Here is a 22,652-nt window from a genome sequence, read left to right on the forward strand (position 1 = left end):
ACATATAAAATTATGGCATGTACAAGTTGTTCAACTTCTGATGGTGGCGCACCTAAGGGTTGTAAAAATAATGGGACTTGCGGCACCGATAGCTGCAATAAATTAACTGTTTTCGATTGGCTTTCTAATATGAGTTTACCTAATGGCGATGCTCCATTTGACTGTGTTGAAGTACGTTTCAAAAACGGGAGAAAAGAATTTTATCGCAACACGGAGAAATTAACGTTAAGCATGGGCGACATCGTTGCCACCGTTGCTTCACCAGGACACGACATAGGAATTGTAACTTTGACAGGCGAATTGGTAAAAATTCAAATGAAGAAAAAAGGAGTGAATCATTTAAGCAATGATGTTCCTAAAATCTATAGAAAAGCATCCCAAAAAGACATCGATATTTGGTCAACGGCAAGAGACAAGGAAGAGCCTATGAAGGTTCGTGCTCGTGAATTAGCAATTGCCCAAAAACTGGAAATGAAAATTTCAGATATTGAATTTCAAGGCGATGGATCAAAAGCTACTTTTTACTACACTGCAAATGATCGCATCGATTTTCGGGCGTTAATTAAGGATTTTGCTAAAGAATTCAGTACCCGAATTGAGATGAAACAAGTAGGTTTCCGTCAGGAAGCGGCTCGTTTAGGTGGCATTGGTTCTTGCGGTAGAGAATTGTGTTGTTCCACTTGGCTAACGGATTTTAGAAGTGTAAATACTTCTGCAGCGCGTTACCAACAACTGTCTTTGAATCCACAAAAACTGGCAGGACAATGCGGAAAATTAAAATGCTGTTTGAACTATGAGTTAGATACCTACATGGATGCGTTGAAAGATTTTCCAGATTTCGAAACAAAATTAGTAACTGAAAAAGGGGATGCCATTTGTCAAAAACAAGACATTTTCAAAGGACTGATGTGGTTTGCTTACACCAATAATTTTGCTAATTGGCATGTTCTGAAAATTGAACAAGTCAAAGAAATTGTTGCCGAAAATAAACTAAAAAACAAAGTCTCTTCACTAGAAGATTTTGCTATAGAAATTGTTGTAGAACCAGAGAAAAACTTCAATAATGCGATGGGTCAGGAAAGTTTAACTCGTTTTGACCAGCCAAAACCAAAGAAAAAACAGAATAAAAAACGCAAACCGGCCGGTGAAAATGCAATTGTGGCAAACACCAACAAACCTGCAAACAACAACAATAATAATCGTCAGGCTCCAAATGAAAAAAAACCAGTAGCTGCAAAACCAACTGAACCAAGAAAACCTATAATTATTACTAAAAATGAGGCTAAAAAATAGCGCTTTACTTCTTTTGGTGGCAATTCTTTTTTTCTCCTGTGATAAAAAAAGAGTGTTTGATAAATATAAATCTGTTGGAAGCGCATGGCATAAAGACAGCATTGTAACGTTCGATTTACCGGAACTGGACTCTACAAAACAATATAATTTGTTTATCAATTTAAGAGACAACAACAATTATCAATTCAACAACCTGTTTTTGATTGTGGCGCTGGAAAAACCAAATGGGTACACAAAAGTGGACACACTTGAATACCAAATGGCAGAACCTGATGGAACCTTGCTAGGTAATGGATTTTCGGATATAAAAGAAAGTAAATTGTACTTTAAAGAAAATGCAACGTTTAAAGGAAAATATAAAGTCCATATAAAACAAGCAGTCAGAGAGACTGGTAAAGTTCCTGGCGTGACAGCTTTGGACGGGATTACTGAAGTAGGTTTTAGAATAGAAAAAAAAGATTAAGAAAGTATTATGGCGATCAAAAAAAATAACAATCAGACAAAAAACATAGATAAAGATATAACCTACTACAAAAAGAAGTTTTGGAAAATTTTCTTTTATGGAATGGGCGCTATCGGTTTGTTTTTCTTATTTGCTTCATGGGGACTTTTTGGTTCGATGCCTTCCTTTGAAGATTTAGAAAATCCCGATTCAAACTTAGCCACAGAAATTATTTCAGCAGATGGAGTAGTTTTGGGTAAATATTTTCAAAAAAATAGATCGCAATTAAAATATTCTGACTTACCAAAAAACCTAGTTCAGGCACTGGTAGCTACTGAAGATGCTCGTTTTTATGAACATTCCGGTATTGATGGCAGAGGAACTTTGAGAGCCATTGCAAGTTTAGGAACCAGTGGAGGGGCGAGTACATTGACACAGCAATTAGCCAAACAATTATTCCACGGAGAAGGTTCTAAATTTTTACCTTTTAGAATTGTACAAAAAATAAAAGAATGGATTATCGCTATTCGATTAGAAAGACAATACACTAAAAATGAAATCATTGCCATGTATTGTAACGTATATGATTTTGGTAATAATTCAGTTGGAGTAAGTTCTGCGGCAAAAACTTATTTTTCAAAAGAACCAAAAAATTTGACCATTGACGAGTCGGCAATATTAGTTGGAATGTTTAAAAATTCGGGTTTATACAATCCGGTAAGAAATCCGGAAGGGGTAAAAAATCGCAGAAATGTCGTGCTTTTGCAAATGGAAAAAGGAAATATAATTACCGACGAACAAAAAGTAAAATTACAAAGTTTACCCATCAAATTAAATTTCAAATTAGAAACACATAAAGACGGTACCGCTACTTATTTCAGAGAATATTTACGTGATTACATGAAAAAATGGGCCGAAGAAAATAAAAAACCGGATGGTTCTGATTATGACATTTACAAAGATGGTTTAAAAATCTACACCACTATTGATTCAAGAATGCAATTACATGCTGAAGAAGCCGTTTCGGCACATATGGCAAACCTTCAGGAAGAGTTTTTTATTCAATCTAAAGGCAATAAAAACGCTCCTTTTGTCAATATCTCCTCTGTAGAAACACAACGAATTCTGAATCAGGCTATGAAATCTTCGCACCGTTGGGAGGTTATGAAGGCAAATGATAAAAGTGAGGAAGAAATTATAAAATCGTTCAGCGAAAAAGCAAAAATGACCGTCTTTTCTTGGAAAGGAGAAAGAGACACTATAATGACGCCACTAGATTCCATCCGTTATTACAAACACTTTTTACAATCCGGATTGATGGCTATGGAGCCGCAAACGGGTAATGTAAAAGCTTGGGTGGGCGGTATCAACTATAAATATTTTCAATACGATCACGTAGGACAAGGAGCAAGACAAGTAGGATCAACGTTTAAACCCTTTGTTTACGCCACAGCTATTGAGCAACTGAACATGTCTCCCTGCGATTCTATTCTGGATGGTCCTTTTATGATTCGAAAAGGGCGCCATCATGTTACCGAAGACTGGGAACCAAAAAACTCTGACAATAGATACCGCGGAATGGTTACTTTAAAACGAGGTTTAGCGAACTCTATAAACACCGTATCAGCAAAGTTAATTGACAAAACTGGTCCAGAAGCGGTTGTAGAATTAACCCATAAATTAGGTGTGAAATCCGAAATTCCAGTACAGCCTTCCATTGCTTTGGGAGCTGTAGAAATAACCGTCGAGGATATGGTAGCTGCTTACAGTACTTTTGCCAATCAAGGGGTTTACATGAAACCGCAATTTATAACAAGAATTGAAGACAAAAGTGGTGTGGTGATCTACGAACCAATCCCGGAATCACATGATGTTTTAAATAAAGACATCGCTTTTGCAGTCATCAAATTATTAGAAGGTGTAACCGAAGGCGGTTCAGGTGATCGTTTGCGAACAACAGGTGGCGGAAGCGGTGACAATCGTTGGACCGGTTATCCTTATTCATTCAGAAACCCTATCGCTGGTAAAACGGGTACCACTCAAAACCAGTCTGATGGTTGGTTTATGGGAATGGTTCCTAATCTTGTAACTGGAGTTTGGGTAGGCTGCGAGGATCGTTCAGCTCGTTTCAAAAGCATTACGTATGGTCAAGGAGCAACTGCAGCACTTCCTGTTTGGGGTTATTTCATGAAACTTTGCTATGCCGATCCAGGTCTTCATGTATCCAAAAGCGATTTTGACAGACCCGCAAATCTTTCTATAAAAGTAGATTGTTATACGCCAAGAGCCGTCGTAAAAGACACTACTGATGTCCAACAGGACACTGAAGAATTTGAATTGTAAAATTTTTATTAGGAGCTATTCCAGCTGTACACTATATCTTTCTAGTACTGAACTGGTTTCAGAATCCTGAAACCAGTTCAGTACTAGAAAGGATGCCGTTTCCATCTGGGCTAAAAAACATACTATGATCAATAAAAAAGTAAATACCGTTCAAGATGCACTGCAAGGCATTGAAAACGGAATGACCATAATGCTGGGCGGTTTTGGACTCTGTGGAATCCCCGAAAACTCCATTGCCGAATTAGTAAAAAAAGAAAACAAGGATTTAACCTGCATTTCCAACAATGCCGGTGTTGATAATTTTGGACTTGGATTGCTTTTGCAAAAGCGTCAAATCAAGAAAATGATTTCTTCCTATGTAGGAGAAAATGCTGAATTTGAACGTCAAATGCTTTCCGGTGAACTCGAAGTGGATCTAATTCCACAAGGAACACTTGCGGAACGTTGTCGTGCAGCACAAGCGGGAATTCCTGCTTTTTTCACACCTGCCGGTTTTGGAACTGAAGTAGCCGAAGGTAAGGAAACACGCGAATTCAATGGAAAAATGCATGTCATGGAATTGGCCTTCAAAGCTGATTTTGCCATTATAAAAGCATGGAAAGGTGACGAAGCCGGAAACTTAATATTCAAAGGAACTGCAAGAAACTTCAATCCTTGTATGGCCGGAGCAGCAAAAATTACTGTTGCAGAAGTAGAAGAATTATTGCCTGCAGGAAGTTTAGATCCAAATGAAATTCATATTCCAGGGATACTTGTAAATAGAATTTTTCAAGGCGTGAATTATGAAAAAAGAATTGAACAAAGAACCGTGAGAAAAATTTTCTAATTATGGCTTTAGATAAAAATCAAATTGCAAAACGCATTGCCAAAGAATTAAAACACAACTATTATGTGAATCTCGGAATCGGAATTCCAACATTAGTGGCTAATTATGTTCCAGAAGGAATTGACGTTGAATTTCAAAGTGAAAATGGCGTTCTGGGAATGGGTCCGTTCCCTTTTGAAGGCGATGAAGACGCTGATTTAATCAACGCAGGAAAACAAACGATAACTACCTTGCCCGGAGCAAGTTTCTTTGACTCAGCATTCAGTTTTGGAATGATACGTGGGCAACATGTTGATTTGACAATCCTAGGTGCTATGGAAGTTGCAGAAAACGGTGATATTGCCAACTGGAAAATTCCAGGTAAAATGGTCAAAGGAATGGGTGGTGCAATGGATTTAGTTGCCTCTGCCGAAAACATTATTGTTGCCATGATGCACGTAAACAAAGCCGGAGAATCAAAAATTCTTAAAAGATGCACTTTACCGCTAACTGGTGTAGGTTGTGTCAAAAAGATAGTTACTGAATTAGCCGTTTTAGAAATAACTCCACAAGGTTTCAAACTCTTGGAACGCGCACCAGGTGTAACCGTAGAACATATTATTGCTTCCACTGAAGCAAATTTAATTATTGAAGGTGACGTTCCGGAGATGGTTATTGATTAAAATCAACACTTTTATAAAACATAAAACCACGAATTTCAATCTTGAAATTCGTGGTTTTATGTTTTATAATTCCTCCACTTTTAGTTTAAAAAAACCAAGTCGCCACAAAAATTGCCGTAATCACACAAATCAAATCGACTATAAGCATCGTTCCTAGTGCATAACGAGTATTTTTAATATTTACTGAACCAAAATAAACTGCTATCACATAAAAAGTACTTTCGGCACTACATTGAAAAATACTGCTCAATCTTGCCGTTAAGGAATCTGCCCCAAAAGTGTTCATCGAATCAATCAAAAATCCTCTTGATCCGGCCGAACTAAAAGGACGAAGTAAAGCGACTGGTAAAGCGTCCGTAATTTCCTTACTTACTCCCATATTAGAAAAAATGAAAGCGATCCAATTGCTAATAATTTCAAATAAACCACTGTTTCTGAATAAAGAAATGGCAACCAACATTCCCAATACATAAGGAAAAATAGTCACGCCAGTTTTCACACCATTATTGGCTCCCACTACAAAACTTTCAAAAACTGTAGTAGATGCTTCAGTAAATTTTTTTTCATGAATAAACGAAAAGATCAAGGTAAAGGCAATTATTCCAATTAATATTAAAGCCGAAAGATTAGAGGTAAAATAGTTTTTTCCAATTAAATCCAAATGGTTCACATACATCAACAAACCAACAATTGCAGCTATTAATGTTATCAATACGATAACCAAAGAAGCACTTTTGAAATTTATTTTTTGTTTGATTCCAACTATCAGAAAAGCCGCAATTGTTCCTATAAAAGAAGTAATAATACAAGGCAACATTACATCCGCAGGATTGCTTGCATTAGCTGCAGCACGATATCCTATAATAGAAGTAGCGATTAAAGTAAGACCCGAAGCATGCAAACACATGAACATAATTTGTGCATCACTGGCCTTGTCTTTGTCTGGATTTATTTCTTGCAAACTCTCCATGGCTTTTAGACCAAAAGGAGTTGCAGCAGAATCTAAGCCCAGAAAATTAGCCGCAAAGTTTAAAGTCATGTAGGAAATAGAAGGATGGTTTTTGGGAATACTCGGAAACACTTTTACAAAAACAGGACTCAATGCTTTAGCCAACTTTCCAGAAGCTCCGGAAATGATTAAAAGCTCCATCAATCCACAGAAAAAAGCCAAATAAGCCATCAGCGGCAGGATTAATTCTAGTAAAGTACTTTTACACGTTGGCAATAAACCATCTGATTTTTGAACACCACTGTAAATTTTTACGGTTTTGTTTTTATAAACATAAGTCGTGTCCGCATTCAGCGTGTCCCGATTGATAATCATGGTTTGTTCTGGTGCTGTCTTAATGCTGTCTTTTATAAAAGCAGGAAGTTCTTCGGTAAATTTCTCCGAAACCAGAATTGGATCATCTTTCTTTCCGTTCAAAACGTGGTCAATAGTATAACTGTCTCCAGAAAACAAACTAAACACTACAAATACAATTGCTGAAATAAAAATAACCAACCAGAATCTACTCAATACCATAATTTATAATTTTTGTAAATGTAAATATTTATTAACAAACCTCATCAGGATTTTCAACCCTGATTGGGTTGCGACAGTTTAAACATGAATAATCTCCTCATCAATCAACAAATCTTCTCGTCGCAAACGAAGGAAAATTTGCGCTACTGCAATCGTGTCTTTTTCACAATAAGTTACAATTCGATCGATGTCTTTATCAACATAAAAAACATGTCCTACCTGACTGCCGTCGATATCGCCTTTTGGTGAAGGAATTCCAAGTACTTTACACATTAACTTTAAAGAAGTGTAGTGTTTATAATCTCCAAATTTCCACAATTCCAACGTATCTAAATGTGATATTTCCCAAGGTTTTTTTCCAAATAGGTTCAGTTTGTTGGGAATAGCAATTTGGTTTATAATCATTCGTCTGGCGATAAATGGGATATCAAATTCTTTAGCATTATGACCACACAAAACATGTTGCGGTTGGTTGAAATGAGTGTTTAATAAATTATTAAAATCTAGGAGAATTTTCTTTTCTTCTCCAAAAAAAGAAGTCACCCTAAAATTTCGAATACCCCCTTTGATCGTAAAAAAGCCTACGGAGATACAGACAATTTTACCAAACTCAGCCCAAATTCCGGCACGGTCATAGAAATCCTCTGGACTGTATTCGTCTTTCCGCTGGTATTGGGTTTTGTGTTCCCAAAGATCTTTCATTTCAGAATCTAATGCATTGAAATCTTCCGCTTCCGGAACTGTTTCTATGTCGAGGAATAAGATATTATTGAGGTTTATTTTTTCAATCATATTTTAGATTTTGTTAGACTTCTTAGATTTTTAGACATTTTAGATTATTAGACTATATTGGGCTTTTAAAATCTAAGGCTCTATTTTAAAACAAACTTTGTTGTGTGGTTGGATTTTCGTGTTCCAATAGCCATTTTTTACGCCATAAACCACCTGCATACCCTGTAAGTGAACCATCAGTTCCAATAACTCGATGACAGGGAATGACAATCCAGAGCGGGTTTTTTCCATTGGCAGAAGCCACTGCTCGAATCGCTTTGACATCGCCTAATCTTTTAGATAAATCCATATAAGACATGGTTTTCCCAAATGGAATTTCCAGTAATCCTTTCCACACTTTTTGTTGAAAATCAGTTCCTTTTGGATTCATGGTAAAATCAAAACCCGTTCTTTTTCCATCAAAATAATCGTTGAGTTGCGAGACTACTTCTTGTAAAACAGTTGGGATTACTGATGAAACAGTTCCTTCATCAGTAACTGAAATCACCGAAATACCATTTTCATCGCCCATGATTGTTGCAATTCCTAAAGGAGTTTTAATATAAGCTGTTTCCATATTTTAAAGATAAAAAAATTAACCGCAATGTTCCTGTAGAAGACACAAAGTTGTAAAAAAATAAAATCGAATCGTATTAGAAATAAAAAAACCATTCGATTACACGAATGGTTCTTGTGTTTTAGCCCCGATAGAAGGGAAAATCCTTTTATTTTTTTCTTTAAAAAATAAAAGATTGGAATGATAGCGGGATTAGCTCCATATTTCGACGATAATAAAAATCTATTTCAGATTTGAATATACATAAGCTTCTAACGCCTGTAATTCTTCGTCAGTAAACGTTTTTGTAAGGACAATATTTGGTTGCATTAATGCATATTGAGCGGGATCAACAATAGGTTTGCTCTCCCCTTTCAAGAAAGTAACGATATTACCATTTTTCTCTTTGTACATTTTGGCAATGTCTTGTAAACTTGGTCCTATTAACTTTACATCTGTTTTATGACAAGAGATACAAGTTCCTTTTCCTTCAAAAATTTGCTTTCCTAATTGTTCTGGTGTTTGAACTTCTTCTGCCATTCCTTCAGAAGGTGCTGCCTCTGATGCTGCAGGTTCGGATTGTTTTTCAGCTTCTTGTTTTTTACAAGAAAAAGCTAAAAATGCAATTGCAATTATTAATACTTTTTTCATTTTGGTTTTTTTTTAGTTTTCTCAAAAATAAATCATTTTTTGAAATTAAAATCAAAAAAAAGAATTAAAATTATTAGAATCAAAAAAATCTCAATTTTACTTGTTTAAAAGTACTGCTGCTTCCTTAGCAAAATAGGTCGAAATCAAGCTTGCCCCTGCCCTTTTGATACACATTAATTGTTCCATCATGATTTTGTCATGGTCGAGCCAACCTCTTTCGGCAGCAGCTTTAATCATCGCGTATTCTCCTGAAACATGATAAACCGTTACGGGAACATTTACCGCATTTTTAACCTCACGAACGATGTCTAAATAGGCAATTCCGGGCTTCACCATCACCATATCGGCACCTTCTTCCACATCCCATAACGCTTCTTTGATGGCTTCAATGCGATTGGCATAATCCATTTGGTATGTTTTTTTATCTTTTGGAATTTCAGTTGCATCAACTGGAGCGCTGTCTAATGCATCGCGAAATGGTCCGTAAAAAGCAGAGGCATATTTTGCAGAATAACTCATGATGCCTACATTATGAAAACCGGCAGCGTCTAAACCTTCGCGCAAACGCAACACACGTCCGTCCATCATATCCGAGGGCGCTACAAAATCGGCACCAGCTTGCGCATGAGAAACAGCCATTTTGACTAAAGCATCCACAGTCGAATCGTTTTCTATATCGCCGTTTGCAATAATTCCGTCATGACCATAAATAGAATAAGGGTCCAAAGCCACATCAGGCATTACAATCATTTCCGGACAAGCGGCTTTGATGGCACGAATGGCATTTTGCATCAATCCGTTTGGATTCCAAGCTTCCAGTCCCGTATTGTCTTTTAAATTTTCACTGACCTTTACATAAATATTGACCGCACGAATGCCTAAATCGAATAATTCTTTGATTTCTTTTACGGTTAAATCGATAGAACGACGAAATATACCCGGCATGGACGCGATTTCCACTTGCACATTTTCGCCTTCCGCAATAAACATTGGAAACATAAAATCCGATGGACTTAAACTGGTTTCGCGAACTAAACTTCTAATGGATTCATTAGTTCTTAATCTTCTGCCTCTGTGTAATGGGAACATATTTTTTAGTTTAAAGTTAAACTTTAATTTATTTTTTGAACCATTAAGAAATTAAGGTTCATTAAGATTTAAACTTAATTTTTCTTAATCTCTTAATGGTTAAAGTATTTAAATCCAATTTTTTGGGTTTTCTAATACGTTTACTAATTTTTCTTCTTCGCTTCCGGCTTCTGCATGATGATCGTACACCCATTGCACATGTGGTGGCAAACTCATCAGGATACTTTCGATTCTTCCGTTAGTTTTTAAACCAAATAAAGTGCCTTTATCGTGAACCAAATTGAACTCTACATAGCGACCACGACGGATTTCCTGCCACGTTCTTTGTTCTGGAGTATACGGTAAATTTTTTCTTTTTTCTACAATTGGGACATACGCTTCGAGGAAACTATTCCCCACTTCGGATACGAAATTGAACCAATCTTGCATGTTCATTTCTAGAGTTGCTTTACAATAATCGAAAAATAATCCTCCAATTCCACGGGCTTCATTACGATGTGCGTTCCAGAAATAAGCATCACATTGTTTCTTGTATTTTGGATAAAACTCTGTCCCGACGCTTCGGGAGTGTTTATCACAAGCGGTTTTACAGGTTTGATGAAAATGAATGGCATCTTCTTCAAACAAATAATACGGTGTTAAATCTTGTCCGCCACCAAACCATTGCTGAATCACATTTCCGTTATCATCATACATTTCGAAATAGCGCCAATTGGCATGAACTGTAGGAACCATTGGGCTTTTTGGGTGCAAGACCAAACTTAATCCGCAGGCAAAAAAATCAGCTTCGCCTACATTGAACATTTTCTGCATGGCTTCCGGTAATTTTCCGTGAACTGCCGAAATATTAACCCCGCCTTTTTCGAAAACTTTTCCGTTCTCTATCACGCGTGTTCTTCCTCCTCCGCCTTCCGGACGTTCCCAAAGGTCTTCACGGAATTTGGCTTGACCTTCAACAGCTTCCAAACCTTTACAGATTTGGTCTTGAAGGTTTAGTATGTATTGATAGAATTGTTGTTTCATTATAAATTTGCTTTTGCAGCGGCTATTTTACTATTGATTCCAAACGAAAATATTTTGCTTTCCTTTTGAATGTAATTGTAAATGGCAATCGCTTTTTCAGAAAAATCAAACGGATTGTCTTTCGAACCAATCACTAAAAAATCAGCAAATTGTTCTAGCTGATTCCAATCCAAGTGACAACGTAATAAATGTGTAATTAAATCCTTTTCATTACAATCGATCAGACTTTGAATGTTTAATCCAAAGTCTTTCAATTGATCTTCTATGTTTGTTTTATCTTCTAAATTCCAAGACTTAGGCACAAAAACTATAGAAAGCAATGTCTTTAGCACATTGTCTATTCGAATACTTTCCTGGTCTCGTAATCCTTTGTTTAGCATTGTTTAATTATTTATTATTCAACGGATAAAATCCGTTGCTACAAGACACGCCGTTCCTATGGAACTTTTACGTACTTCTGAGAGCCATCGGCTCGGTACATTTTGTAAGGTTGGACTTTAGTCCAGTTCTCTGAACAATGTTTACTATTGATTATACTCCTTAACTGCATCAATGAACGCTTTCGCGTGATCCACAGGAATATTTGGTAAAATTCCGTGACCTAAATTCACGATGTATTTGTCTTTTCCGAATTCATCAATCATTTCATGAACCATTTTCTTAATCACCGGAATTGGAGACAACAATCTTGACGGATCAAAATTTCCTTGCAACGTGATGTTTCCTCCAGACAAGTATCGTGCATTTCGTGGAGAACACGTCCAATCCACTCCAAGTGCTGAAGCTCTACTTTTTCCCATTTCGCCTAATGCAAACCAACATCCTTTTCCGAAAACAATTACCGGTGCATCATCAGCTAAAGCTTCAATGATTTGGTTGATGTATTTCCATGAAAATTCCTGATAATCAACCGGTGAAAGCATTCCGCCCCAAGAGTCAAAGATCTGGACAGCGTTTACTCCCGCTTTCACTTTTTCTTTCAAGTATAAAATAGTGGTGTCGGTAATTTTTTGCAATAAAACATGCGCTGCTTCTGGATGTTGAAAACAAAATCCTTTGGCCATGTCAAAACTTTTAGAACCTTTCCCTTCCACAGCGTAACACATAATTGTCCAAGGAGAACCTGCAAAACCAATTAATGGCACCTCATCATTCAACATTTCTTTGGTCAATTTGATAGCATCAAAAACGTATCCTAATGTTTCATGTACATCAGGAACAATTACTTTCTCCACATCTTGAATCGTACGAATAGGATTTGGTAAAAACGGACCAAAGTTTTCTTTCATCAACACCTCAATTCCCATGGCCTGCGGAATGACCAAAATATCCGAAAATAAAATCGCAGCATCCGGAGCAATTCTGCGTATCGGTTGTACGGTGATTTCAGCAGCTAATTCTGGAGTTTGACAACGGGTGAAAAAATCATACTTGTCACGCAAAGCGATAAATTCCGGTAAATATCTTCCCGCTTGACGCATCATCCAAACTGGTGGGCGTTGTACTGTTTCTCCTTTTAGTGCTCTTAAAAATAGTTCGTTCTTAATCATGTATTTAAATTTTAGCAGATTCCTAGATGCTTTCCGGTGTATAATATTCAATAACTTCCAAAATCACCTCTTCGATAGTTGGTGTTTCGGCAATTACTATGTTTTTAATTTTCTTTGTTTCTAATGCTGATGCTGTAGTAGTGCCTACGCAAAAACAAACTTCATTCTTGATTTTATTGTTTGTAAAATAACTTTCAACGGCAGATGGGCTAAAAAACATAATTCCGTCAAAATTTTCTTGGTCTGATATTTTAAAAGGCGCAAGTGTTGTTTGATAAACTTCGATTTCGTTAAAAGTTATTCCTGCACTTTTTAATGCTTCAGGCAACGTTTCTTTACGCAAATTTCCGCTTAAAAAAGTATAGCTTTCTTTATTGTAAATTAAAGTGATTATTTCGGCTAATTCAGATGCGTAATCCAAATAAACATCAACTGTAAAGCCATGCGATTCCAGTAATTCCTTAGTTTTAATACCTACACAAAAAACAGGTTTAGTCTTTAAAACTTCCCAACCGTTTTGTTCTATCAAACTTAAAACAGCATTTTGGCTACTAAAAATTAAGTTGTTGTTGATTTTATTCAGTTCAAAAAGGTTGTTTTTAATTTCGATGAAATCTTGTTCTAAAAGATCAAAATTAGCATCAATAAATACTTGCCTTTGTTCTGCCGACAATGTTTTGGTGGATAAAATGCTTGTTTGACTCATTATTTCTTCAAATTAATTTTAATTTCTGTCATCAGTTCCGTTCCGCCATTTTCTAAAATTTCTTTGGCACAATAAAAGCCTAGTTTCTTCCATTCTTGCATCGGAACAGTTTTTTCGATTTCGATTTTTTGCTTTCCATCGATAGAAAATAAAACACCTTTAAACCAAATATCATCTTCAACAAAAGCAGCTAAAGCGCCAATTGGTGCCGTACATCCACCTTCGAGTGTTTTCAGAAACTGTCTTTCAATATGGGTACACACTTCAGTTTCAATATCATTCAATTCAGAAACTGCCTCTCTGCAAAAATCATCATTTGCCATGGCTACAATTACCATTGCACCTTGAGCCGGCGCCGGAATCATCCAATCCAAATCAATATAATTGGAAGGTTTCAAGTTGATTCTTTCCAGTCCTGCTGCCGCAAAAACAGCTCCATTCCAATCACTTTCCTGCAATTTCTGCATTCTGGTGTTTACGTTTCCACGCAAATCTACTACTTTGTGATTGGGATATTTATTTAACCATTGTGCCTGACGACGCAAACTGCCTGTTGCAATTGTTCCTTCTCCGTTAAGAAAATCAAGATTTCCTTTGTATACCAAAATATCCAAAGTATTGGCTCTTTCCAGAACAGCTGCTTGCACAATTCCTATTGGCAAAGCCGTAGGTACATCTTTCATGGAATGCACTGCAATATCGACCTGACCATTAATCATAGCGATATCCAGTGTTTTGGTAAAAATTCCTGTAATTCCTAATTCGTAAAGTGGTTTGTCGAGAAGAATATCTCCTTGTGATTTTACCGCTATGATTTCGGTTTTATACCCTAAATCGTTTAGCTTTTTTTCGACAGTATGGGCTTGCCAAAGCGCGAGTTCACTATCGCGTGTTCCTATTCGTATGGTTTTATTCATTATTTTGTAGTCGCTCCAATTTTAAAAACTTTCTCAATCCATTCGATACTTTCATCTACCATGGTATCATCATCTTTTAAATGGTTTGCAAAATGTGTGGTTATTTTTTGGATAATTCTATTGCTGATAATCTCTGCTTGTTCTTCATTGAAATTTGAAATTTTCTTGCTTTGAAAATCCAATTCGGATATTTTTATAGCGTTCAATTTTGCTTTTAAAGCATGGATTGTTGGAGCAAATTTTCTGCCTTTGGTCCAAGTAATAAATTCTTCTTTTATTTCTTCAATGATAGCTTCGGCAGCAGGGATGTGTTTTTTTCTATTTTCTAAAGTCTCATCCGTTAGTTGTGACAAATAATCCATGTGAATTAGCGTAACGCCTTCAATTTCTTCCACATCCTCATTCACATTTTTCGGAATGGATAAATCCAGAATCAATAATGGTTTCTTCAAATTCAGAATGGCTTTATCGACCGTAGGATTTTGAGCGCCGGTAGCCACTACAACAACATCTGCTTTTTGCAGTTCAAGATGCAATTCCGAATAATCTTTTACAATTAAATTCAATTTTCCGGCTAGCTCCTCAGCTTTGGCTTTCGTTCTGTTAATTAAAGTGATATGCTCATTTTTAGTATGTTTTACTAAATTTTCACAGGTATTTCTACCAATTTTACCAGTACCAAATAATAGAATATTTTTATTTCCAATGTCTTCTACGTTGTTGATAATATATCGAACCGCCGCAAAAGAAACCGAAGTAGCACCAGAGCTAATCTCCGTATCGGTTTTTATCTTTTTACTGGCTTGTATAACGGCATTCACCAATCTTTCCATAAAAGTATTGGCTAAACCAAAAGATTTTGATTGTGCAAAACTGGATTTTATTTGAGCAATAATTTCGAAATCACCCAAGATTTGACTGTCCAAACCGGTTCCTACGCGAAATAAATGACTTATCGCTTCTTGGTTTTTATAAACAAACCCAACTTTTTGAAATGCTTCAACAGAACCTTGACTGTTTTCGCAAATTAATTTGATTAATTGGAAAGGATGCTCCGCGAAACCGTAAATTTCGGTTCGGTTGCAGGTAGAAGTAACTATTAAACTTTCTATTCCCTCAGTTTTGGCTTGCTCCAATAAACGCGTTTTTGCAGCAGCATCTAAACTAAACTTCCCTCTAATCTCAGCATCTGCTTTTTTATAACTCAATCCAACGGAGTAAAAATAATGATGCTTTGATGTGTTATTGTTTTCCATATTTTGCACTTTACCAGAAAGTGAGACAAAATTATCACTATAGTATTTATAAAAGTAACGCTAGAAGTTCTTTTTGTATCGTTAAATGATTTTTTGATTCTAATTGCTTATTTTATTGTAAAAAATTCTATTTTTGTAATGAAATCAAGTTGTTTGAATCGCTTTATTTAGAGCTGTTCTAAATAAAAACATCTGATAAATATCATTTTCATATTAAAAAAATATCGCTATGGGTTCTCAGGAAATTATAAAAATAGAAGATGATTTTACCCTGATTCGTTTTCAAAATGACAGTATTGATACTTTCAATGCGCAGCGTGAAGTGGGCAGTGGTTTGATTCAGTTTCATTTTGGATTAAAAGGAAGTGCCAAGTTCATCTTCAATCAAGGGAATTATGCTTTGGAATTAAAAGAAGAAAAATCATTGCTCTTATACAATCCTCAGAAAGAATTGCCTTTAAATCTGGAGCTGGCGCCAAATTCCTGGGTGATTTCTGTTATTATTTCGATCAAAAAGTTCCACGCTTTGTTTTCGACAGAAGCCGATTACATTACTTTTTTAAGTGCTGACAATAAGGACAAAAAATATTATAACGAGGGAAATATCAGTCCGTCAATGGCAATTGTTTTATCTCAATTGTTTCATTACAGTTTGCATCCTTCCATCAAAAACCTATATTATAAAGGGAAAGGATATGAATTATTGAGTTTGTATTTCAACCGGACGGAAGATCCAAACGCGGAACAATGTCCTTTTTTAATAGACGAGGACAATGTAATGAAAATTAAAAAAGCCAAAGAAATTATTATTGCTAATATGGCCGAACCACCAGGATTACAGGAATTGGCGGATGAAATAGGTTTGAATCTAAAGAAACTAAAAATGGGTTTCAAACAAATTTATGGTGATACGGTTTATGGGTTTCTATTTGACTACAAAATGGATTTTGCCCGAAAATTACTGGACAGTGGTTCGTATAATGTAAACGAAGTAGGATTGAAAATTGGGTACAGCACCGGAAGTCATTTTATAGCGGCATTCAAAAAGAAATTTGCAACCACGCCCAAAAAATATTTGATGTCAATCAATCCAAATACGCAGTAAATAATTGATTTCTTATATTAAACAATAAATAAAAAATAGTTAATCCCAATTTATAAAAAAGTAAGTTTATTTACTTTTGTACCAACAAAAAAAGATAACATGAAAGGTGTATTATTAGTAAATCTTGGTTCTCCAGAAAGTCCAACTCCAAAAGATGTAAAACCCTATTTAGATGAATTTTTAATGGACAAATACGTAATTGACGTTCCGTTTTTGTTACGAGCATTATTAGTTCGTGGAATAATTTTGCAAACAAGGCCAAAAAAATCAGCTGCCGCTTACGCAAAAATATGGTGGGACGAAGGTTCTCCGCTGGTGGTTATTTCCAAAAGAATGCACGCCAAAGTAAAACAATTAGTTGACATTCCTGTTTCCTTAGCGATGCGTTATGGAAATCCGTCTTTATTATCTGGTTTACAAGAACTACATCATAAGGGCGTAAATGAAGTACTACTTTTTCCATTGTATCCACAACATGCGATGGCTTCCACGACTACCATTCTGGAACTGGCCGAAGAATTGCGTAAAAAGCACTTTCCGGAAATGAAATTTACTATCGTTCCTGCATTTTACAACAAACCGGACTATTTAAAAAACCTAGCCGATTCTATCAAAGATCATTTAAAAGGTTTTGATTACGATCATTTATTATTCTCCTACCACGGAATTCCGGAGCGTCACATTCGCAAGACGGATATTACCAAATCACATTGTAAAATTGACGGTTCTTGTTGCAACACGCCTTCACCGGCACATGAATTTTGCTACCGTCACCAATGTTACGAAACCACAAAACAAGTCGTAAAATTACTGGGAATTCCGGAAGGGAAATACAGTCAGACATTTCAGTCGAGACTGGCAGGAGACAAATGGCTGACACCTTACACAGATGTGGAAATAAATAAAATGCCTGAACGCGGCATTAAAAAACTTGCCGTTGTAACACCCGCATTCGTATCCGATTGTTTGGAAACTTTGGAAGAAATTGCGATGGAAGCTAATCATCAGTTTAAAGAACACGGAGGTGAAGAGTTCTTGGCAATTCCTTGTTTAAACGATAGCGATGATTGGTGTAAAACCGTGAGTAATTGGATTACGAATTGGTCCAACACATCTATGTCAGTTAAAGTCGACTCAGAAAAAATAAACGCTTAAATGGCTGTTACCGCTGATGAACTAGGAACTCAAGACATCAAAAAACTCTTGATAAAACAAGCAGTTCCGTCTTCTATTGGAATTTTATTCATGTCGGTTAATATTTTAATCGACACTATATTTGTTGGACAATGGATTGGTTCTTTAGCCATTGCGGCAGTAACTGTTGTATTGCCAATTACTTTCTTGATTTCATCATTAGGAATGGCAATTGGCGTGGGCGGAGGCTCCGTTCTTTCGAGAGCTTTGGGATCCAATCACAAGGAAAAAGCACTGCATGTTTTTGGCAATCAAATCATGATGACCTTTTTATTATCTTCTGTTTTTGTGTTTTTTGGTGTGTTTTTTAGCGACGAAATGCTGTTGCTTTTTGGTGCCAAGGGAGAAATAATGAAACCCGCCAAGGAATTTTTCTTTCCAATTATTCTTTCTGTTCCGTTTTTGGCACTTTGCATGATGGGAAACAATATTATTCGTGCAGAAGGCAAAGCCAAATTTGCTATGATTGCCATGATTATTCCCGCTTTTGTAAATATTGCACTCGACATTCTTTTTATAAAAGTGATGAATTTAGGAATGTTTGGATCTGCATTGGCTTCAGCAATTTCCTATTTCATGTGTTTTGTATTTGTGCTATGGTTCTTTGTTTTCAAAAGTGAATTAAAGTTAAAAGCGAAACATTTTGAGTTTAAAATTCCCATCGTAAGAGAAATCACCGAACTCAGTTTTGTGACTTTTTCAAGACAAGGCGTAGTGAGTATTTTAGCCATAATCATAAATCATACTTTATATACTTACGGTGGCGAGCATTCAGTGGTAATTTATGGAATTATTAGCCGCATGTTGATGTTTGCATTGTTTCCGATTCTGGGTATTACGCAAGGATTTCTGCCCATTGCAGGCTTTAATTATGGCGCAATGAATTACGAAAGGGTCAAGGAAAGTGTCCAGCTTTCGATAAAATACGCTGCTTTTTTAGCAACGCTTATTTTTGTTGTCATTTTGATTTTTGCCAGACCAATCGTGGCCATCTTTACCACAGATTCATTAGTGATTGCTCAAACTCCCGAAGCTTTGCGTTGGGTTTTTGCGGCTTCGCCAATCATATCGATTCAGTTGATCGGGGCTGCTTATTTTCAAGCTGCGGGAAAGGCAAAAAAAGCATTGCTTTTGACATTAAGCAAACAAGGATTTTTCCTAATTCCATTAGTGCTGATTCTACCAAATTTTTTAGGTATTTTTGGAGTGTGGATTGCATTCCCCATTGCCGATATTTTATCAACAATACTAACTGGCTATTTTCTAAAAAAAGAAATGAACACAAAATTGATTCAAACTACTGATGGAATATTATAATTACCTAAAATCTTTACACCTCATCTTTGTAATCACATGGTTTGCAGGATTATTTTATATTGTTCGCTTGTTTGTTTACCAAATTGAAGCGGCACAAAAACCATCGCCAGAGAAAGAAATTCTCCAAAAACAATACAAAATAATGACTTATCGCTTGTGGTATATTATCACCTGGCCTTCTGCTGTTTTAGCGAGTACATTTGCCTTTTCATTACTTTATCTGAATCCAAGTTTAATTCAGTTAGATTATATGCAAGTCAAGTTTGGCTTTGTTTTTGCACTTTATCTATATCATGGAAAATGCCAGAAAATTTACAATCATTTGCAAAATGATGACATAAAATACACTTCAAACTTTATGCGGTTGTGGAATGAAGGCGCAACCATAATTTTATTTGCGGTCGTTTTTTTAATCATTGTTAAAGATGCGGTCAATTGGATTTATGGTGTAATTGGAATCTTTCTATTTTCCGTTTTGATTATGCTGGGTTTTAAATTTTACAAACGATTTCGAGAAAGAAATCAATCTTAATTATGTTTAATAGCTTCAAAACAACAATGCTTTCATTGCGGGTTAGGATTTTCCTTTCCATGATTGTATTGATAGTTATGGCTTCCATTCTATTAGCTACCATTTCTATTATTCAATTTAAAAACGAAGCCAAAGAATACCATCAAGAACGTTTAGAACGGAATGAAAATGCAGTAAAGCAACATATAAATTATGTACTTTCCACAACAACTTATCCGTTAACAACTGCGAATTTAGGTCTGATTTTTAAAGATAAAATACATGAATTAGCACAAATTCATAATATTGAAATCAACATTTACAGCCTAGATGGAAAACTGCTCAAATCCTCTAAAGAATCCTTTTCGGTTGATAAAGTTTCGCCTTCTATCCCAAAATATATCCTGAAATTAGTTCGTTCTTCTATTGAAAAAAGATACGTTGACATCAAAACCATTAACGGCGTTAAAAATCGTTCTTCGTACAGCCAGATAAAAGACGACAAATTTAAGCCTTTAGGCATTTTGAATTTGCCTTATGTAGAAGATGACGGGTTTTATGAAAATGAATTAAATAGTTTCCTCATCCGATTAGGTCAAGTGTATTCCTTCATGTTGATTGTTGCTTTTGCGGTTGCTTATTTTCTTTCTTCCTACATCACAAAATCTTTGAAAACCATTTCAGACAAATTAAGCGAGACTAGCCTGTATCAAAAAAACGAGAAAATTGTATTAGAGGCCAATAGCAAAGAAATTAATTTGTTGATAAAGGCATACAACGGGATGGTTGATGAATTGGAAAAAAGTGCCATTAAACTAGCGCAAAGTGAACGAGAAGAAGCCTGGCGCGAAATGGCAAAACAGGTGGCTCACGAAATCAAGAATCCGCTTACGCCAATGCGACTGACCGTACAGAGTTTTCAAAGAAAATTTGATCCAAATGATGCCGATATAAAGCAAAAGATGAAGGATTACTCCGAAACTTTGATACAACAAATTGATACGATGAATGCCGTTGCATCGGCTTTTTCGAATTTTGCATCGATGCCGGCGCAACAAAATGAAACCCTGAATGTGGTACAAGTAGTAGAACTGGCAATGGATATTTTCAATGAAGAATATATTGTATTTCAAAGTGATTCTCCCGAAATTATTTCGAAAATAGACCGAACCCAACTCATCCGTATTATTACGAATTTGGTTAAAAATGCGATTCAATCCATTCCTGAGAACCAAGAAGAAAAATCTATTATTGTAACCATAAAAAAAGATTTAAACAACGTTCTGATTACTGTTATGGACAACGGAATTGGGATTCAACCGAAAGACATCAGCCGCATATTCGAACCTAAATTCACTACCAAAAGTAGCGGAATGGGTCTTGGTCTTGGTATTATTAAAAACATCATCGAAAATTATAAAGGAACGATTACCTTTGATACTGAATTTGGAAAAGGAACCACTTTCACGGTTTCACTTCCAATAATTAACTCCTAAAATTACCATCATGAATTACGAAAATCTTTTAATTACAACAGAGAATACTATCGCAACGATAACCGTTAATCGCCCTACAAAACTAAACGCTTTGAACAAAGCTACCATTACTGATTTGTATAAAGCATTCAAAACATTGGGAAAAAACAATGAAATTCGTGCCATTATTCTAACTGGAAGTGGTGAAAAAGCTTTTGTTGCAGGAGCTGATATTGCTGAGTTTGCTAATTTTTCTATCGAAGAAGGAATGCAATTAGCAGCTGAAGGACAGGAAAAATTATTTGATTTTATCGAAAATCTTAAAACTCCTGTAATCGCAGCTATTAATGGTTTTGCATTGGGTGGCGGATTAGAATTAGCGATGGCGTGTCATTTCAGAGTGGCTTCCGAAAATGCAAAAATGGGTTTGCCTGAAGTTTCACTTGGATTGATTCCTGGTTATGGCGGAACGCAACGTTTACCACAATTGATAGGAAAAGGACGCGCCATGGAAATGATCCTGACCGCCGGAATGGTAACCGCCCAAGATGCTTATAGAACCGGACTGGTAAATCACGTGGTGCCTGATGCCGAACTTCTAGATTACTGTACTAGTGTCGCACAAAGAATAACGAAAAACGCTCCATATGCAATTGCTAAAGCCATAAAAGCAATCAATGCCAATTTCAAAGAAGGCAAAAATGGCTATGAAACCGAAATAAAAGCTTTTGGAAAATGTTTTGGAACGACTGATTTTAAAGAGGGAACAACAGCATTTCTAGAGAAAAGAAAAGCGGTGTTTACCGGAAAATAATAACGAAAGAGAGCTGTTTTGGTTCTCTTTTGTATTTAACTCCAATGTGAAATCATTTCAAATAATCTTTCTTCAAAAAACGGGTTGTTTGATTTACAAAACTTAATTTTGCAAACCCGTCTCGGAATATAATCCAACATTTAAAATTTTACTTTATGTCTTACCAACCTGTATTTGCACTTTTCTGGGAAAAGGTAAAAGAAAGCATCCAAAATGGTACTTATGCTAAATTAACGCTAGCCAAAACTATTGGTGATACGGAATTAAAAAATATCTATGTACGTCCCGTTTTGAACGATGACGTTTTTAGTCTTTCGGTTACGGCGCGTTATAAAACGGAAGAAGTAGAAAGTTTCCACACACTCGATGAAGCTTTTATTATATTGGCTCCGTATATGAATAACCCATTTTTAACGGCTTTGTTGTTTACAACGGAGAATGATATCACCTTTAAACTCAATAAAAAAAGAGTGGGAAGCATTATTGAGCAAGCGCCAACTTTTAAAAATGCTTCGGATGTAATTATAGAAATGAAATCCAAAGGGATTTCGATTTAAGATATTTGATTAATCCCGAAGCTATCGGGACTGATTTTTGATTTAAAAACCAGCAATCGAAAAACCAGC

At 36.0% G+C, this 22,652-nt stretch carries 23 protein-coding genes; 12 read left to right on the forward strand and 11 right to left on the reverse strand.

Annotated features, from left to right (window positions below):
* Positions 1 to 12 precede the first annotated feature (12 nt).
* From ACM55M_RS01545 to ACM55M_RS01565, 5 genes are all read left to right on the forward strand, one after another.
* Positions 13 to 1,293 (forward strand): PSP1 domain-containing protein, encoded by a 1,281-nt coding sequence (locus tag ACM55M_RS01545; RefSeq protein WP_416855702.1) that lies wholly within the window; start codon positions 13 to 15, stop codon positions 1,291 to 1,293.
* Positions 1,277 to 1,756 carry a gliding motility lipoprotein GldH gene (locus tag ACM55M_RS01550; RefSeq protein ID WP_416855703.1) on the forward strand — a complete coding sequence of 160 codons (480 nt, stop codon included), beginning with the start codon at positions 1,277 to 1,279 and terminating at the stop codon, positions 1,754 to 1,756. The genes ACM55M_RS01545 and ACM55M_RS01550 overlap by 17 nt, the downstream gene beginning before the upstream one ends.
* A 9-nt stretch (positions 1,757 to 1,765) precedes the next feature.
* On the forward strand, positions 1,766 to 4,078 hold the full coding sequence (locus ACM55M_RS01555; RefSeq protein WP_416855705.1) for a penicillin-binding protein 1A: 2,313 nt from the start codon (positions 1,766 to 1,768) through the stop codon (positions 4,076 to 4,078).
* Positions 4,079 to 4,202: 124 nt separating this feature from the next.
* The gene (locus tag ACM55M_RS01560) at positions 4,203 to 4,904 is read left to right on the forward strand and encodes a CoA transferase subunit A (protein WP_416855706.1); all 702 of its coding nucleotides are present in this window, start codon (positions 4,203 to 4,205) and stop codon (positions 4,902 to 4,904) included.
* Between the two features lie 2 nt (positions 4,905 to 4,906).
* Positions 4,907 to 5,566 (forward strand): CoA transferase subunit B, encoded by a 660-nt coding sequence (locus ACM55M_RS01565; RefSeq protein WP_416855708.1) that lies wholly within the window; start codon positions 4,907 to 4,909, stop codon positions 5,564 to 5,566.
* An 85-nt stretch (positions 5,567 to 5,651) separates the two neighbouring features.
* On the opposite strand, the gene ACM55M_RS01570 is transcribed toward ACM55M_RS01565, so the two are convergent.
* The 11 genes from ACM55M_RS01570 to hemA form a co-directional block, all read right to left on the reverse strand.
* On the reverse strand, positions 5,652 to 7,091 hold the full coding sequence (locus tag ACM55M_RS01570) for a nucleoside recognition domain-containing protein (RefSeq protein WP_416855709.1): 1,440 nt from the start codon (positions 7,089 to 7,091) through the stop codon (positions 5,652 to 5,654).
* 78 nt (positions 7,092 to 7,169) lie between these two features.
* Entirely contained in the window at positions 7,170 to 7,883 is a 714-nt protein-coding gene (locus tag ACM55M_RS01575; protein ID WP_416855711.1) for a 3'-5' exonuclease, read from the reverse strand.
* Between the two features lie 85 nt (positions 7,884 to 7,968).
* Positions 7,969 to 8,439, reverse strand: coding sequence for a methylated-DNA--[protein]-cysteine S-methyltransferase (locus ACM55M_RS01580; protein ID WP_416855712.1), 471 nt, complete (start codon positions 8,437 to 8,439; stop codon positions 7,969 to 7,971).
* 222 nt (positions 8,440 to 8,661) lie between these two features.
* On the reverse strand, positions 8,662 to 9,069 hold the full coding sequence (locus tag ACM55M_RS01585) for a c-type cytochrome (RefSeq protein WP_416855713.1): 408 nt from the start codon (positions 9,067 to 9,069) through the stop codon (positions 8,662 to 8,664).
* A 96-nt stretch (positions 9,070 to 9,165) separates the two neighbouring features.
* Positions 9,166 to 10,158 (reverse strand): porphobilinogen synthase, encoded by a 993-nt coding sequence (gene hemB / locus ACM55M_RS01590; protein ID WP_416855714.1) that lies wholly within the window; start codon positions 10,156 to 10,158, stop codon positions 9,166 to 9,168.
* 108 nt (positions 10,159 to 10,266) lie between these two features.
* Entirely contained in the window at positions 10,267 to 11,181 is a 915-nt protein-coding gene (gene hemF, locus ACM55M_RS01595) for an oxygen-dependent coproporphyrinogen oxidase (RefSeq protein WP_416855715.1), read from the reverse strand.
* Positions 11,181 to 11,561 carry a hypothetical protein gene (locus ACM55M_RS01600; RefSeq protein WP_416855716.1) on the reverse strand — a complete coding sequence of 127 codons (381 nt, stop codon included), beginning with the start codon at positions 11,559 to 11,561 and terminating at the stop codon, positions 11,181 to 11,183. Before ACM55M_RS01600 ends, hemF begins: the two co-directional genes overlap by 1 nt.
* A gap of 144 nt (positions 11,562 to 11,705) precedes the next feature.
* On the reverse strand, positions 11,706 to 12,731 hold the full coding sequence (hemE, locus tag ACM55M_RS01605; protein ID WP_416855717.1) for a uroporphyrinogen decarboxylase: 1,026 nt from the start codon (positions 12,729 to 12,731) through the stop codon (positions 11,706 to 11,708).
* A gap of 22 nt (positions 12,732 to 12,753) precedes the next feature.
* Complete coding sequence (locus tag ACM55M_RS01610) at positions 12,754 to 13,437, reverse strand: uroporphyrinogen-III synthase (RefSeq protein WP_416855718.1); 684 nt, start codon at positions 13,435 to 13,437, stop codon at positions 12,754 to 12,756.
* Positions 13,437 to 14,357: a hydroxymethylbilane synthase gene (gene hemC / locus ACM55M_RS01615; protein WP_416856277.1), complete on the reverse strand. Its 921-nt coding sequence runs from the start codon at positions 14,355 to 14,357 to the stop codon at positions 13,437 to 13,439. Before hemC ends, ACM55M_RS01610 begins: the two co-directional genes overlap by 1 nt.
* Positions 14,354 to 15,610, reverse strand: coding sequence for a glutamyl-tRNA reductase (gene hemA / locus ACM55M_RS01620; protein WP_416855719.1), 1,257 nt, complete (start codon positions 15,608 to 15,610; stop codon positions 14,354 to 14,356). The genes hemC and hemA overlap by 4 nt, the downstream gene beginning before the upstream one ends.
* Positions 15,611 to 15,839: 229 nt before the next feature.
* Between hemA and ACM55M_RS01625 the strand changes: the two genes are divergently transcribed.
* From ACM55M_RS01625 to ACM55M_RS01655, 7 genes are all read left to right on the forward strand, one after another.
* The gene (locus tag ACM55M_RS01625) at positions 15,840 to 16,715 is read left to right on the forward strand and encodes a helix-turn-helix domain-containing protein (RefSeq protein WP_416855720.1); all 876 of its coding nucleotides are present in this window, start codon (positions 15,840 to 15,842) and stop codon (positions 16,713 to 16,715) included.
* Positions 16,716 to 16,814: 99 nt separating this feature from the next.
* Positions 16,815 to 17,870, forward strand: a complete 1,056-nt coding sequence (hemH, locus tag ACM55M_RS01630) for a ferrochelatase (RefSeq protein WP_416855722.1) — start codon at positions 16,815 to 16,817, stop codon at positions 17,868 to 17,870.
* Entirely contained in the window at positions 17,871 to 19,226 is a 1,356-nt protein-coding gene (locus tag ACM55M_RS01635; protein ID WP_416855723.1) for an MATE family efflux transporter, read from the forward strand.
* Positions 19,213 to 19,758, forward strand: a complete 546-nt coding sequence (locus ACM55M_RS01640) for a CopD family protein (protein ID WP_416855724.1) — start codon at positions 19,213 to 19,215, stop codon at positions 19,756 to 19,758. Before ACM55M_RS01635 ends, ACM55M_RS01640 begins: the two co-directional genes overlap by 14 nt.
* 2 nt (positions 19,759 to 19,760) lie before the next feature.
* Positions 19,761 to 21,233, forward strand: a complete 1,473-nt coding sequence (locus ACM55M_RS01645; RefSeq protein ID WP_416855725.1) for a sensor histidine kinase — start codon at positions 19,761 to 19,763, stop codon at positions 21,231 to 21,233.
* A 10-nt stretch (positions 21,234 to 21,243) separates the two neighbouring features.
* Positions 21,244 to 22,026: an enoyl-CoA hydratase/isomerase family protein gene (locus ACM55M_RS01650; RefSeq protein ID WP_416855726.1), complete on the forward strand. Its 783-nt coding sequence runs from the start codon at positions 21,244 to 21,246 to the stop codon at positions 22,024 to 22,026.
* A 155-nt stretch (positions 22,027 to 22,181) separates the two neighbouring features.
* Positions 22,182 to 22,583 (forward strand): hypothetical protein, encoded by a 402-nt coding sequence (locus ACM55M_RS01655; RefSeq protein WP_416855727.1) that lies wholly within the window; start codon positions 22,182 to 22,184, stop codon positions 22,581 to 22,583.
* Positions 22,584 to 22,652 lie beyond the last annotated feature (69 nt).

This window comes from Flavobacterium galactosi (assembly GCF_048158585.1).
In the GTDB taxonomy this organism is placed as follows: Bacteria; Bacteroidota; Bacteroidia; order Flavobacteriales; family Flavobacteriaceae; genus Flavobacterium; species Flavobacterium galactosi.